Annotated in this window: 15 protein-coding genes; 2 read left to right on the forward strand and 13 right to left on the reverse strand. The window is 39.7% G+C overall.

The features are described 5' to 3' along the window. Nucleotides 1–17: 17 nt before the first annotated feature. The 3 genes from PGH07_RS02465 to PGH07_RS02475 all read right to left on the reverse strand — a co-directional run bounded on the left by PGH07_RS02465 (nt 18) and on the right by PGH07_RS02475 (nt 1,480). On the reverse strand, nt 18–245 hold the full coding sequence (locus tag PGH07_RS02465; RefSeq protein ID WP_289412330.1) for a hypothetical protein: 228 nt from the start codon (nt 243–245) through the stop codon (nt 18–20). Nucleotides 246–247: 2 nt separating this feature from the next. After that, complete coding sequence (locus PGH07_RS02470; RefSeq protein ID WP_289412332.1) at nt 248–883, reverse strand: tetratricopeptide repeat protein; 636 nt, start codon at nt 881–883, stop codon at nt 248–250. Nucleotides 884–1,174: 291 nt separating this feature from the next. Continuing rightward, on the reverse strand, nt 1,175–1,480 hold the full coding sequence (locus PGH07_RS02475) for a phosphomannomutase (protein ID WP_289412334.1): 306 nt from the start codon (nt 1,478–1,480) through the stop codon (nt 1,175–1,177). A gap of 11 nt (nt 1,481–1,491) precedes the next feature. On the opposite strand from PGH07_RS02475, the gene PGH07_RS02480 reads away from it, so the two are divergent. Continuing rightward, entirely contained in the window at nt 1,492–1,935 is a 444-nt protein-coding gene (locus PGH07_RS02480; protein WP_289412335.1) for a GatB/YqeY domain-containing protein, read from the forward strand. A gap of 80 nt (nt 1,936–2,015) precedes the next feature. Here the strand turns inward: PGH07_RS02480 and PGH07_RS02485 are convergent, their stop codons facing one another. From PGH07_RS02485 to PGH07_RS02505, 5 genes are all read right to left on the reverse strand, one after another. Next, complete coding sequence (locus PGH07_RS02485; protein ID WP_289412338.1) at nt 2,016–3,770, reverse strand: S8 family peptidase; 1,755 nt, start codon at nt 3,768–3,770, stop codon at nt 2,016–2,018. Between the two features lie 247 nt (nt 3,771–4,017). After that, the gene (gene trpC / locus PGH07_RS02490) at nt 4,018–4,824 is read right to left on the reverse strand and encodes an indole-3-glycerol phosphate synthase TrpC (protein WP_289412339.1); all 807 of its coding nucleotides are present in this window, start codon (nt 4,822–4,824) and stop codon (nt 4,018–4,020) included. 44 nt (nt 4,825–4,868) lie between these two features. Further along, nucleotides 4,869–6,083 (reverse strand): tetratricopeptide repeat protein, encoded by a 1,215-nt coding sequence (locus PGH07_RS02495; RefSeq protein WP_289412340.1) that lies wholly within the window; start codon nt 6,081–6,083, stop codon nt 4,869–4,871. Between the two features lie 26 nt (nt 6,084–6,109). Continuing rightward, the gene (locus PGH07_RS02500) at nt 6,110–6,487 is read right to left on the reverse strand and encodes a YkgJ family cysteine cluster protein (RefSeq protein WP_289412341.1); all 378 of its coding nucleotides are present in this window, start codon (nt 6,485–6,487) and stop codon (nt 6,110–6,112) included. 4 nt (nt 6,488–6,491) lie between these two features. Next, nucleotides 6,492–7,208 (reverse strand): tRNA1(Val) (adenine(37)-N6)-methyltransferase, encoded by a 717-nt coding sequence (locus PGH07_RS02505; protein ID WP_289412342.1) that lies wholly within the window; start codon nt 7,206–7,208, stop codon nt 6,492–6,494. Nucleotides 7,209–7,353: 145 nt separating this feature from the next. Here PGH07_RS02505 and PGH07_RS02510 point away from each other — a divergent pair, with 145 nt between their 5' ends. Next, nucleotides 7,354–8,118 (forward strand): arginyltransferase, encoded by a 765-nt coding sequence (locus PGH07_RS02510; protein WP_289412343.1) that lies wholly within the window; start codon nt 7,354–7,356, stop codon nt 8,116–8,118. Here PGH07_RS02510 and mnmC1 read toward each other — a convergent pair. The 5 genes from mnmC1 to PGH07_RS02535 form a co-directional block, all read right to left on the reverse strand. Further along, on the reverse strand, nt 8,110–9,234 hold the full coding sequence (mnmC1, locus tag PGH07_RS02515; RefSeq protein WP_289412344.1) for an FAD-dependent 5-carboxymethylaminomethyl-2-thiouridine(34) oxidoreductase MnmC1: 1,125 nt from the start codon (nt 9,232–9,234) through the stop codon (nt 8,110–8,112). The genes PGH07_RS02510 and mnmC1 overlap by 9 nt on opposite strands. A gap of 4 nt (nt 9,235–9,238) precedes the next feature. Beyond that, entirely contained in the window at nt 9,239–11,287 is a 2,049-nt protein-coding gene (glyS, locus tag PGH07_RS02520; RefSeq protein WP_289412345.1) for a glycine--tRNA ligase subunit beta, read from the reverse strand. Between the two features lie 68 nt (nt 11,288–11,355). Next, a complete protein-coding gene (locus tag PGH07_RS02525) occupies nt 11,356–12,471 on the reverse strand; it encodes an ABC transporter permease (RefSeq protein WP_289412346.1) in 1,116 nt (371 codons plus the stop codon). Continuing rightward, complete coding sequence (locus PGH07_RS02530) at nt 12,461–13,363, reverse strand: ABC transporter ATP-binding protein (protein ID WP_289412347.1); 903 nt, start codon at nt 13,361–13,363, stop codon at nt 12,461–12,463. Before PGH07_RS02530 ends, PGH07_RS02525 begins: the two co-directional genes overlap by 11 nt. Next, a complete protein-coding gene (locus PGH07_RS02535) occupies nt 13,344–14,303 on the reverse strand; it encodes an HlyD family secretion protein (RefSeq protein ID WP_289412348.1) in 960 nt (319 codons plus the stop codon). Before PGH07_RS02535 ends, PGH07_RS02530 begins: the two co-directional genes overlap by 20 nt. Between the last annotated feature and the right edge of the window lie 22 nt (nt 14,304–14,325).

Here is a 14,325-nt window from a genome sequence, read left to right on the forward strand (position 1 = left end):
AAATTGATATGAATGAACTATCCGAAAAGTCCTGCTGATTCTTCAACAATGATCTCACACTCATCATTCATCTTTTCACACAGTTCCTCTTGACAACGTTCACACAAGTAACGATAATTCTGCATATCATAGTGTATCATATCACCAACATGTATATCAGAATAACACTCTGCACATACCTTAGTAACGCGTGAAAGTATTTCTTCTGTTGCTTCTTGGGTTATAAAACATACACTTTTACTCATAATTATGCCTTTAATTCGTTGATCATTTTTTTTGCTTCATCCAGTGATGAATCCAGCTCATACGCTTTTATATACTCCAACAGTGCTTCTTCTTTTCGTCCTATATCAAACAGTGTATTAGCATAGTTAAAATGGTGTGGAGCATATTCAGAGTCAAGCTCAACAGATAATGCATGGTGTTTTAAAGCACCCTCTTCATCTCCCAGCTTATGTAAAATATTAGCTAAAGAATCATGTGCTGAATCATCATTTACATCCAGTGAAATAATCTTTTCAAAGCTCTCTTTTGCATCCTCAAGATTATCTATCTGCATCATCACATAACCGTGTCTTTGCAGGACATCGATATTATCCGGTTCCAGAATTAAAGCACTTTGGAGTGCTTTACTGGCTTCTAGCATATCACCATCTGCTACAGCATCATCCGCCATTTGAACTAAATGTTCAAAACGTGTCAACTGTACCTCAGGTTTGGAAAAGGTCTTGTCAGGACGGTTTATTCCACCGATCTGTTCATCAGGGAGATTCGCTTCAAAATCTACGCCTCTTTTAGGGTGTTCACCAGAAAAAAGCTGTTTGAAAAAAAGGTAAAAGATCACCCCGGCAAGGATTAAAAGAAATAGTTGAAATAGTGTCATAAGATCTCCAGTTCTTGTAGGTGAATGATAGGGTAATCTAACTTAAATCCAAAGAAAAATATAAAAGAAATATTTAATTTTCAGTAGTTATTATTTGATGTAATCTCGAGCTATTAATCTATCTTCTTAACTGCGCTGCAATCTGCTCGGCCAACGTATCCATCTCTTTCATTTGATAGTACGCAAAATGAGCAAAGAGCATTTTTGTCTCTTAAATATAACTTGCCCTTAGGCAACTTCTTTTAAAGAGATTGTTATCACTAAGATCTCTTCGGCAGAGTGCCCACGTAACTAGTTGCGCTTTAATTGAGCGGCGATCTGACCTGCCAATGCATCCATTTCTTCCTTGGTCTCAAAGATAAATTCATGTTTTTCCTCTTCACCAAGGTGTACAAAGATACCAAAACCTACAACCTCAACTTTGCCTTTGGCTTCGATATCAAGCCATTCAAGGCTAACCTTTGTTGTCTCATCCTTATAACCGGTCTTTACCACAGCTGCAGGATAGAGCTGAGTGATCTTTTTTGTATCGAACTGTTTATCTTGAATCGTAATTATCATACGTGGATTATAGTATAATCCTTTTAAATCTTTCATAGGAGCACAACGTGAGTTTAAAAGAGCAGATCAAAAATGATATTAAAGAGGCAATGCGTGCTAAAGATATCATTACAAGAGATACACTAAGGAATATCCAGGCAAGTATCAAACAAGTTGAAGTTGACGAACGTAAAGAGGTGACAGACAGTGATGTAGAAGCGATTCTTGCAAAATATCTCAAACAAAGAGAGGATGCAAAAGCCCAGTTCTTGGAAGCAGGACGTGATGACCTGGTAGCAAAAGAGGCTGAAGAGATCGCTATTGTTCAAAGTTACCTGCCAGAGCCTATGAGTGATGAAGAACTTGAAAGTACGATTAAAGAGATCATTACACAAGTCGGTGCTGAAAGTATGAAAGATATGGGGAAAGTCATGGGCGCAGCCAAAAACACGATAGGAAACCGTGCTGACGGTGCACGTATCAATCAAGTGGTCAAACAAATTCTTTCATAAATCATAAGAAGACCTACATTAATGTCTGTAGGTCTTTTAATCCAACACAATGTCCCGATATAATACTGATTTCATTGACCCTAAATATTATTTTTCTTCACTGTCACCGTTACTACATTGGAATATGCCGAACTCTCAATTTCATTAAAAGCCTTCACCCGGTATTGATACGTTCCCTGCTCTCCAATAGTATCTGTAAAGGTATTGATATTTGATGCTGTTTCACTAAGTGGTGTAAATAGATATTTACCTTTCACCCTCTTAGCACGTTCAATCATAAATCCATCTTCATTCTCAGAATTATCTACCCATGACAGTGTGATACTATTGGCATTCTCACTGCTGGATAATGCACTTGGTGCATGAATAAAATTTGGATCTGTACTAACTTCAACTGTAAGAACTTCAGAAGTTGCACTCAGGTTTTGATCATCACGGACCGTAAGTGTTGCATAGTATTGACCCGGGTTTTCATATGTATGCTCTAGCACCATACCCTCACCCCCGCTACCATCACCAAAATCCCACAGATAGCTTATTATCGTACCATCATCACTTGAAGATGAACCATCAAACTCTACTACTCTAGGAGTATAGTCACTCAAATACGTCATAGATGCTACAGGAACAGGATTCTGATATGCAGTACTTATATACTCCAGTGCCATATCTACTGCTTTTTGTGCATCAAGTCTGCCTTTACCATACATGTCATCTTCTCCGGGATCTCCTAGATCAACTACAGAGTTCAACAATATATTTTCAACTTCATCAGGTGTAAAGTTAGGATTGAGACCAAAGATCATTGCACCTACTCCTGCAACCATTGGAGATGAAAATGATGTTCCCGAATAATACACATATTTTCCACCCAAATAAGTCGTCAAAATACTCTCACCGGGTGCAACAAGATCGATAAAAGGTCCATAATTTGAAAAAGCCGATTTTATATCTGATTTATTTGTTGAACCTACTATGATAAAGGATTTCCAATCTGGATAAAATGATGTATCATAGAAATTCCCAGAGTTCCCTGCAGACATAAAGAGTAATCCGCCATGCTCTCTTAGATACGTGGCAGCATCATCAATGGTAGAGGCGTTTGCACCCTCATAACTAAGATTTGCAACTTTTACACCTTGATCAGCACACCACTTAATACCTTTAGCCATGGTTGAAAGATATGCGGTACTATCATCCGTTTTATTATTGATCTGTACAGGAATGATATTGACATCCCATAATACACCACTGATACCCTCTGCATTATTCCCCACTGCTCCGATCACACCGGCCGTACCGGTTCCATGTCCATGAAAGTCTTCAACAGAGCGCAAATGGTTGGCATTATAACCAGGCAATAGATTATCCATAAGATCAGGATGATCCTGATCTACTCCTGTATCCAGGACACAGACCTTTACTGCTTGTATGTCTTCGGGAGAAGTAATTGTATCCCATGCATAGGTAGAATTGATCGTCACATGATGCCATTGATTTGAAAAATCCGGATCATTTGGAGTGTTTGAAGGAGAAACGATCATATCGGGTTCTGCAAACTTTACTGCACCTGTTCCTCTAAGCAGTTTACTAATTGCCTGTTCTCTTCCCTTGCTATTAAGTTGCGCAATATGCAGATTAATACCATCAACCGTTTCTTCACGCAGAACATGACTATTTAGCAACGCATTTAAACTTTTTAATTCATTTGCAGTGGCATCTTTTTTAATTTTATAGAGTACAACACCCGGTCTGATTTTATCACTTGGTGTAGTCTGTGCAATATTTGCAATCCCAACCCCTATAATTACCAATAGAGAAATCTTCTTCTTCATATTTTCCCCTTTTTAGTTAAATAAATTTAGCACCCACTTTTATTCCAGACTTCTCCGCATTCTCCCTTTATCCTAATAATCATATCCACTCAACGTGATATTAACGTTATAAAAGTAATTTATTTATAATATGTAGCTATAGATTAATAGTTAAAGTAAGTTGTAATAATTTGTTAGGAAATATAAAAAGGAGATAATTATAGAATTACCCGTTTTGTAAAACGGGTATAAGCAGCCTTAAAAGGCTTTAGTTCACTTGGTTTTCACCATATTTAAGTGTTCTAAGTGCAGCTGAAATATCATCTTGTCTCATGAAATGCTCACCTACCAAGAAAGCATCTGCACCGATCTTAGAAAGTTCTACTACAGTATCATGGTCATTAATGCCTGACTCTGCAACGATGATTTTTCCTTTGGGAATCAAAGGGATAAGTTTTTCACTCAAGCTCATATCCATTTCAAAGGTTTCCAGGTTACGATGGTTGATTCCGATGATCTGTGCTCCTGCAAAAGTTGCTTTGATCAGATCTGTTTTACTATGGATCTCAACAAGTACATCCAATCCCAAATGCAAGGCATACTCATAAAGTTCTTTGAGCTCTTTACGACTTAGTGCTGCGGCGATTAGCAGTATATAATCTGCTCCATAGACCAGTGCTTCTAAAATCTGGTACTTATCTACGATAAAATCTTTACGAAGTAATGGCAGGTTCACATAGCGGCGTACCATTCCAAGGTACTCTTTATCCCCTAAAAAATAATGAGGCTCAGTCAAAATAGAAAGAGAGTCTGCTCCTCCCTTTTCATACTGCTGTGCGATCACTACCGGGTCAAAATCCTCGCGGATTACTCCTTTACTAGGACTAGCCTTCTTAACCTCGGCAATGATACGGTAAGGATTGTCTTCTGTTGAACGAAGAGCAGCCTTTACATCTTTTGGGAAAAAAGGGTTAAATGCCAGTGAACGGCCCAACCACTCCTCTGGAAAATCTACTTTTCTCTGCTCAAGATCTTCTTTAGTTTTCTTGATGATTTCATCTAAAATTTGTGCCATTTTCTAACCAATACTCTAAAATTTGGCGCTATTATATCCTCTTTCTATTTACACTTTTGAATAGCATTCCAGTGATCATTGATCTCTTCTTGTTCTAGACCTTCTCTATCGACCACTTTTTTCATCAATTCATAGGCTTTTTTACACTCATTTTGTTTATAATATCCCCACGCAAGCGAGTCGAGATAAAAGGTATTGTCAGGTTGCTGTTTGAGTGCATCCTCCACAATACTAATCCCTTTTTTGATATCAAATTCTTTATCTATCAAAGTGTAGCCGTAGTAGTTAAGATAGACACTGTCATCCACCCCTAATGCTATAGCCTTTTCAAATTGAGAGATCACTTCCTCCAACATCTTACGATCATCTTTGTCCTCTGCTTGTTCAAAAAGAAGTATCCCTTTTTCGGCAAGCCATTTCGCATCCTTATCCTGACTGTAGAAGTGATCGACAAGAAGTATCGCTTTTTCATAAGACCTAGTTGCTTTATAAAGATCATAAAGAATATCTTCATGACCGTCACGATGCTTTTCCAAGAATGCCGTAGCACCTTCTAGGTCTCTTTTATATACATAAGCATCAATAATCTTTCTTACGTACTCCTCATCACCTTCTACATCATAAAGTGCCTCATAGGTACTTATAAGCCCATTGATATCATTCTCTTTCATATAAAGCTTGAGCAGTTTTAAATATACATTTTTTGATGAAATATGCATACGCCTATGGGTTTCCAAAAGTGCGATTGCCTCTTTACGTTGTCCTGTATACTCATCCATGATGGTAGTAACCCGTAAGAGGATACCTTCATGCAGAGTTTCATCATACACTCTTTTGAGTAACTGTAATGCCCTCTCGAACTGTGCATTATAAAGCAATGCATTTGAAGCCAACTCCAGGTCAATTGCCTGCTGAGATCTTTCAAGAAGATACATCGACTCTTCCTGCGCACGTTCACCATTATTTGCAGTAAGATACAAAGGGATCAATAGACGTTTGGCATCCAAAGTATCCGGATGCTTTTTATCCCATGTTTCAAGTCTCTTGATACTTTCATTGATAAACGTACGGCTAAGCAGTGCTGATCTCATTTCTCGGAAAAGAAACTCTTCCTCTCCTGTTTTATCAAAGAGTGCACCATAAATAGGTCTACTATATTCATACGCCATTTGTTCATCAAAAAAAAGTGCCTTGATGATCATTGTATCCTCATTGATTAGAGGTATCTGCTCTTTAGCCTGAGCCGATATATTGAACATAACAAACGTAACAATGGCAGCTAGGATTATACGATACCCGGGCACTCTTTTCTTACCTCATCTTCATCATTTTTAAACTGTTCCCAGAAGGGAAATGTACGACACTGTCTCGGACGGACAGGATATATACTGCACCGCTTTAATGTTTCATCAAAAAAGATGCACGCATAATTGTCTTCACTGAGCTTTTTTTCAACAAGTGAATAACGATGCTTCACCTTTCTAAGATACATTGTAGCGAAATCTTCTAGGCTAAGGTTAACGAACTCCGCCATTTTTTCTATCTCATCATATTTTGCCCAAATATATCCGCTCTCACCGGTACAGCAATGTCCTCCGCATGCTTCACAAGCACTTGGGTCAAATTTATAACTATACCCCTCTTCTTCTAAGAATTTATCCAAAGTCCTACTCTCTTTCTTTACTCACTTCAAAGTCGCCTTTGATACTATGCGTCCCTGCTTTATCAAAGGCTTTTTGCGCATTTGGTCTATATACACTATCCTCCTCAAATACCACAAATGGAGGCAATATCTGTGTCATGGACCTTGAATTATTACGCGCCGCGATCATGACCAGCTTGGATTCTCTATCGATCTTGGAATGAACAAACTGAATCTTCTCAGGGTTTATACCATTTATTTTAAGATGATGCAAGAGCAAATCGATCTGTTTTGCATCATAACAAAAAATAAACCAGCCTTTCGGCTTCAAGAATGTTTTCACTCTTCTAATAAAGCTCTCGATAGGTAAATGATGTGCATAACGTGCGATATTGAGATGGGAATCTTCACTCTGTGTAACTCTAGGATCATAAAATGGGGGATTGGAGACAATAAAATCAAATCTCTCTTCTGTATGAAGTTCCGTAAAGTCCCCTAGATGGCTTTTCACCTCCAGTTTATTAAGGTGAAAGTTGTGCACTGCATAGTCCAGCATCTTCTGCTGTTTATCGACAATCGTAGTTTTTACCGGAAAGTCGCGACTTAAAAGAAGTGAAATAATCCCTACCCCGCATCCTACATCAAGAAGTGATCCCCTAGGCTGAAAGCTGGAGATAAAATCATATAAGAAGATAGAATCACTATTGTAACAGTAACCGGAGGTCGGTTGATAAAGAAACATACATTACCTTGATATCATGATAAAAGCGACTTGTCGCGTGAGCCTTCTGCTGAAGAAAACACAGCGTTAGCGTAGCTTGGAGAAGCTTTGCATTGAAAGCGTTATATAAATAGGATTTTACACTATTTTCAGTATAATCGCAACAATGAATGAAGAGCTAGACTTACTAAACCCACCGTCAACAGACTTTTCCATGTTGGACTATGAGTGTGCCTACCTGCCCGGCAGAACCGTACGTATGCACTACAAGTATGTCAACAATGCCTCAAAGACCTTCACGACTGCAGTGATCGATCGCGGATGGCGACGTTTTGGAAAATATTTTTTCCATCCGATCTGTAACGGTTGCAACGAATGTAAAAGTATCCGTATTAATGTTGCTGATTTCCAACTTAGCAAATCACAACGCAAAGCGATCAGTCGAAACAAAGAGACCAAGATCATTGTCCAAAAACCTACAATGACCAGAGCCCACCTCAATCTTTATAACAAATACCATGCTTACAAACATCAAAAAGATGGATGGACCCATCGAAATATCTCTCAAAGAGAGTACTTTGAGAACTTTGTTGACGGCGCATATGATTTTGGCAAGGAGATACTCTATTTGGATGGAGACAAACTCATCGGAGTAGATCTTATCGATATACTGGATGACGGGATCAGTTCAATCTACTTTTACTATGACCCTGACTATCCTAGGCTTTCTTTGGGAACTTACTCACTACTCTATCAGATTCAGCTAGCCAAGATCCTTGAACTGCCATGGATCTATCTTGGCTACTGGGTAGACGGGTGCAAGGCCTTTGCTTACAAGCCTAAATTCCAGCCTCAGGAGATCCTGGACGGGTTCCCTCATATCAGCGAAATCCCTCAATGGGAGAAATGGGAATTTTCTGAACTATCTTAAATGATCCAGCTCAGGACTTTTTCTACACCACTTTAAAAATAGTCTATCTGGATTTACCCTATCATCCAAGTTTTTTTTATCATCAATACATTCAGCTAGCATTTTTCCCATTAACGGTCCAAAAACAAATCCTCTGCCACCTAGCCCATTACAGATATAAAGGTTGTCAATATACTTTAGTTCAGGCTTTGCCCCACGTACTATAGCAGGATAGGTCTCAAGCATAGCCGGGACGTCGATCACTTTCCCTACCAAAGGAAAGTAGTCCTTACTCCCTGCCCGCATTCCGCAGAAGGTTTTGACAAGTTCCATATCTGAAGTATCTACCATGGAAGAAGCTTTGACTTTCAAAGAGAGCGCTTGCTCATCCTCGCATGGCTTAGGTTCTTTAACACTTTTTTCATGCGTTGCTCCAAGACGGATGATGCCGTTCATATTGGCTGAGACCGACATAGACTGGTGCATACTGACCTCCATAGGCAGTTGTGAACGGAAGTCTCCGCGGGTCCCCCAGGTACCCTTCACCCCCATATAACGCATATCAAAAAGATCATTTTTATATCCAGTTGCTAACACTATAGCTTTAGCCTGGAACTCATCTACTTTCCAAATCCCGTCTTCAAACTTTAGCTCGATAACCTCTTTTTGGATATATTCGATATCTTCCAACATGGCCTTACATGTCTCTGGTGCATCACACGCTCCCGCCTCATCAAAAAAGAAACTTTCAAATGGTACATTGATATGGTGGGCTTTTAACGCAGCGATATCCCAGTTGGTATAACTGTTTTCATTATAGGGTTCATACTCTGCAAACTTCTTTGCATCCTCTTCATCTTTGGGGATACGTACCACACCGCTTTGATGATAACACTGGGGAAAATATGATAGATAGAAGTCTTTTGCAAAGACAAAAGCTTCATTGGTCAAGCTCTGAAGCGGTCCGCCCTTACCGATCTTTGGAGAGACAAAAGCCCCTGCAGCTCCCGATCCGCCTGAGGCGATACCATTTTTATCCAGTACCAAAACCTTGTGACCTTTACGTGAAAGGAAATAAGCACTGCTAGCCCCGGCAATACCCGCGCCGATAATAATGGTATCATAGGTACTAGACATACGTTTAGATAGAGATCTCTTTAATATCGGCAATATCTTTAAAGGTCTTATAGATAGAACCGATTGTGTTAAGTCTATTGTTTTTGAGTGTTGCATCCTCACTGTTTACCATAACATCATCAAAGTATGCATCAAGTTCACGCTTTAGACCAAAGAGTGCATCCAGCTCCTCTTTATAATCTTTATACGTAGAGTTGATCACTTTTTCATATGCATTGTAAAGAGTTACCTCAGCATCTTCTTTAAAGAGTGTTGTGTCGATCTTCATCGATGCATTCAGGTCTACATCTTTAGAGATGTTTGCTACACGCTTAAAGGTAGAGAACTGTTCTTTAAATACATCACTGCTTACGATCTCATTAAGTGCTGTAACCTTTTTAGCGAGTTCGTTGATATCTCTATCACCTGAAGCAAGGACAGCAGCGATCACTGACGGGTTAGCATCAAAAGATTTATTGATACGTTCTATGATAAAGTCGCTTAAAAGCTGTGTATCAAAGTCTGCATACTCGGATTTCAGCAGTGTTATGATATCTTCGATATTGAAGCCAAGGTCATTTGCTGTAACGATACGTACAATACCGTTGACTGCACGGCGTAGAGCAAATGGATCCTTTGAACCTGTCGGTATCATACCGATACTAAATAGACCAATAAGCGTATCAAGTTTGATCGCCATTGCTACAATACTAGAGAAGATACTGCTTGGGAGTTCTGCACCCTCACCTACAGGCATATACTGCTCTTTTATCGCATTATAAACAACCTCATCTTCACCCAATGCTTTGGCATAGTAGTATCCCATAAGTCCCTGAAGTTCAGTAAACTCATACACCATCTCGCTCATAAGATCTGCCTTTGCAAGCTCTACAGCTCTGTCCATTGCTTTTTCCAATGTGACGTTATCTTTACCGCTTTGGGCTTCCACTTTCTCCATATATAGACCAAGCAAACGCATAGCAATACGTTTTTCTCTCTTTATCTTATCTTTTAGCGTCCCCAATCCATCTAGAAACTGTACCTTCTCCAGCCCATCTGTACTTAGACCGGCATTGAGGTCATTTCTATAGAAGAAAAGACCATCAGCCAATCTCGGTTTCAATACACGCTCGTTCCCTGCGATCACTTTACTATAATCATCAGTATACGCGTTGCTTACTACTACGAACTTGTTGGTGATCTTTCCACCTTCAAATACAGGGAAGTAACGCTGATGCTCTTTCATCGATGTGATGATTACTTCAGGTGGAAGTTCAAGGAACATCTCATCGAACTTTCCTACCAATGCTTTTGGGTTTTCCGTAATAGCAACAACTTCTGCGAGCAGATCAGCATCTCTTTCGATAAAGATCCCTTCATTCTCTTCAAGAGCATCAAACTGTTCAAGGATAATCGCTTCTCTATCTTTTGGGTAAAGTGTTACTGCACCATTTGAGAGTACTTGTTCATATGCATCGATACTTGGAACCTCAACTGCATCATAGTTAACCATACGGTGTACATAGGTTTGTGTACCACTCTGTACACCAAAAAGTTCTACCGGTACCGACACATCATTCATTCTTACTTGCAGCCATCTGATAGGACGGATAAACTCATCACTTCTTGAACCCCATCTCATCATTTTGCCAAATGCCATCGATGCGATCCACTTCTCAAGCATCTCTTGCAGCAATGTTGTTGTCGCAGCACCCTTCTCCTCTTTTTTGAAGAATAGTACCTCACGTCCGTTGTTGTCCGCGCGTCCCAGTTCATCAATACTTACACCACATTTACGGGCAAACCCTTCTGCTGCCTTAGTCGGTTCACCGTCTTTATACGCTGCAGCCACCGGCGGGCCCATCAACTCGATCGTCTGGTCTTCTTGTTTTTCCGGCATAGCACTATGTTTAAGTACCAATCTTCTAGGTGTATAGATAAACTCAAACTCACAACTGAGCTTATACTCGTCAAGCAGATTTTGCCAAGAATTTTCGATATTTTTTACGATCTTTAGTAACGGTATCGCAGGTAGTTCTTCAACACCGATTTCAATAAGAAGTGGTTGTGCCATTTTTTAGATTCCTATACGTAAGTAAATGATACGTGATTTTATCTAAATATTGGTAAATAGGGGGTTAGTCAGGATCGTCTTACAAACCTTGAAAAGATAACTATACTTATTCCAAGTAATATCACAACAAATGCAAACAATGCCAATGTCGGAGTGTACAAGTACTCGATACTAACTCCTTTGAGCAGAATTCCCCTCACAATCTCAAGAAAAAAAGTCAGAGGAAACAAGTCGCCCAGATAATAAAAGAAAGGCGGCATCGCTTCACGAGGGAACATAAACCCGCTTAGCAGGATCGTGGGAAGTACCATAAAAAAAGAGAGTTGAACAGCTTGCAGCTGATTTCGTGCTAATGTAGAGATAAGGATTCCCAGGCTTAATGATGCCAGGATAAAGATCGTGGTTAACACATAAAACAATAACAAGCTACCCATAATAGGGATCTGAAAAACAAGAATACCTATCAACAAGGCCAGCGTCAATTGAAAATATCCGATAACGACATAGGGAATGATTTTTCCAAGCATTAATTCCATAGTGCGCATCGGTGTAACCAAAAGCTGTTCGAGGGTTCCAAACTCCTTTTCCTTGACGATAGAAATCGCTGTGATCATTACCATAGTAATCGTCAATATGATTCCAAGAATACCCGGTACCATATAGTAGGCACTGACAAAATCAGGATTATAGAGAGGATGGATAAAAAGAGAAAAAGCCTCTTCTTGTTTTGCATCATTATCCAAGAGTTCTCTATTGTAATTTAATGCGATCAATTGTGCAGTGGAAATAGCTGAAGCTGCCGACATCGAATCACTGGCATCAACGATCATCTCCACTTTTGCATTTTGACGTGCACTAATATGCAGTGCATAATCAGGAGGAAAGAAAAATCCCACCTTTACTTCAGAACGATCAATAGCCTCTTGAACTTTTTCCAATGAATCCGTATAAGCAACGATATCAAAATAACCACTGGCTACAAAGGATTGCAGTAAATGCCTGCTCTCCATGGATCGTGACTGGTCATTCACGATCGTTGGCAGGTGTTTCACTTCTGTGTTGATAGCAAAACCAAAAATCATGAGCTGTATAATAGGTATACCTATCATAATGGCAAATGTCAAACGGTCACGTCTCATCTGTATAAACTCTTTATACAAAAGTGCTTTGAGTCTATGCCACACTGTTATGCTCCGTCATATATACAAAAATATCCTCAAGTGTAGGTTCTACTCTACGATACTCATACTCTTTCAACATCTGTTCATCATCATTCTCCAGACGGATACGTACTTCATTGCCAAAGATGTAACTGTGCATCTGTGAACCAAAACGTTCAGAAAGTTCATGTGACAACTGCATAGGTTTATCCGTTCTGATAGATACCATCTTCGCCGGAAATGCTTTTCGAAGCTCTGCAGGCGATCCTTCCTGCAATAGATGTCCCTTATCCAGAAATCCTACTTTGTCACAATGTTCTGCTTCATCCATAGAGTGTGTACTCACCACTATGCTTACCCCCTCAGCAGCAAGCTCATAGACAATATCCCAAAACAAGCGTGCTGATACAGGATCAACACCACTGGTAGGCTCATCAAGAAAAAGCACTTCAGGTTGATGGATGATCGCCACGGCAAGTGCCAACCGTTGCCTCCATCCCCCTGAGAGGTTCCGTGCAAGTGTATTACGATACTCTGTCAGCTTAGTAACCTCTATCAAATCTTCAATACGACGTTTTTTTTCTTTCCCCTCCAATCCGTACAATAAAGCATAAAAATTAAGGTTTTCAATCACACTGAGTTCATTATAAAGAGAGAAGTTCTGGGACATATATCCTATCTTACTTCGTATTTTCATCGGATAGGGAGTAACACTTTCACCTAGTAGTGCAATCTCTCCTTCACTTGGAGAGAGAACACCGCACAGCATTCTTAATGTAGTAGTCTTACCACACCCGTTTGGACCCAAAAAGCCGTAAATCATCCCTTTCCCAATACTGAGATTCAAACCGTCTACAGCTCTTTTTTCTCCAAATACTTTGACAAGGTTATCAGTTTTAATAGCTAAAGATGACATCCGCTGGCATTCCCGGTTTTAGCTTATGATCTGAATTATCAACTTTTATTTTTACAGGGAAATAGAGATCACTACGTTCCTCTTTGCGTAAATTCATACGTGGTGCGAACGAAGCTTCCTCAGATATCTCACTCACATTTCCTTCCAGCGGATAATCCTCTTTTGAATCCCACCTGATACTGACTTTTTCTCCCAGATGTATATCAACAAAAGCTTTTTCAGGCAGGTATATTTTGATCCAACAGTCTTCAAGGTCAGCAACAGTGACAACTGTCTGTCCTGCTTTCACAAATTCACCGGCTTCAAAATTTCGTGTAAGTACCATCCCCTCTTGCGGAGATTTTAATGTACGTTTATCTAAACGTACTCCCATACTTTCCAACTTTTTTTCCATCGATTGCATCTGCATCTGTGTCGCTTTGATCGCTTCCTTTTTACTGCCTGCAGCAACCAGTTCTACACTTGCACGCGCTTCTTTGAGTAATGCTTCTGTCCTTTGATACCTGGCTAACTGTTCTAGATACCCCTGTTCATTTCTAACACCTTGTTTAAACAATACCAAACTTCGTTCATATTCATCTTTCGCCAGATCATAATCGGTTTGGGCAGCTTCGGCTTTTGCTTTGACAACTTCCAACTCTTCAGGACGCGGTGTGTTGTTCAAGTTTTCCAGGTCTGCTTTTGTACGTTCATACTCATACTTTAGTGCTTCAAAGTCCAATGATAATTGTTCGCTATCAAGTGCAGCAATGCTTTGTGATATTTTGACCCAATCACCTACTTCTACATTCACACTTTGTATAATTCCACTCTCTTCAAACCCTAAATCGACCTCTTGTACCTCTACAATACCGCTCACAACTGTTCCATCATTTCTTTTGTCACCACAACCGTTTAGCAAAAATATAAAAGAAGCTACTATAAGTACATAATATGTCATACCGATATATTCTCTCCCCTTT

Origin of the sequence: Sulfurovum zhangzhouensis (assembly GCF_030347965.1) — a bacterium.
GTDB lineage: Bacteria > Campylobacterota > Campylobacteria > Campylobacterales > Sulfurovaceae > Sulfurovum > Sulfurovum zhangzhouensis.

Coding starts and splice junctions, on each gene's coding strand:
- PGH07_RS02465 (WP_289412330.1), bottom strand. CDS start 245: ATGAGTAAAAGTGTATGTTTTATAACCCAAGAAGCAACAGAAGAAATA.
- PGH07_RS02470 (WP_289412332.1), bottom strand. CDS start 883: ATGACACTATTTCAACTATTTCTTTTAATCCTTGCCGGGGTGATCTTT.
- PGH07_RS02475 (WP_289412334.1), bottom strand. CDS start 1,480: ATGAAAGATTTAAAAGGATTATACTATAATCCACGTATGATAATTACG.
- PGH07_RS02485 (WP_289412338.1), bottom strand. CDS start 3,770: ATGAAGAAGAAGATTTCTCTATTGGTAATTATAGGGGTTGGGATTGCA.
- trpC (WP_289412339.1), bottom strand. CDS start 4,824: ATGGCACAAATTTTAGATGAAATCATCAAGAAAACTAAAGAAGATCTT.
- PGH07_RS02495 (WP_289412340.1), bottom strand. CDS start 6,083: ATGTTCAATATATCGGCTCAGGCTAAAGAGCAGATACCTCTAATCAAT.
- PGH07_RS02505 (WP_289412342.1), bottom strand. CDS start 7,208: ATGTTTCTTTATCAACCGACCTCCGGTTACTGTTACAATAGTGATTCT.
- PGH07_RS02510 (WP_289412343.1), top strand. CDS start 7,354: ATGAATGAAGAGCTAGACTTACTAAACCCACCGTCAACAGACTTTTCC.
- mnmC1 (WP_289412344.1), bottom strand. CDS start 9,234: ATGTCTAGTACCTATGATACCATTATTATCGGCGCGGGTATTGCCGGG.
- glyS (WP_289412345.1), bottom strand. CDS start 11,287: ATGGCACAACCACTTCTTATTGAAATCGGTGTTGAAGAACTACCTGCG.
- PGH07_RS02530 (WP_289412347.1), bottom strand. CDS start 13,363: ATGTCATCTTTAGCTATTAAAACTGATAACCTTGTCAAAGTATTTGGA.
- PGH07_RS02535 (WP_289412348.1), bottom strand. CDS start 14,303: ATGACATATTATGTACTTATAGTAGCTTCTTTTATATTTTTGCTAAAC.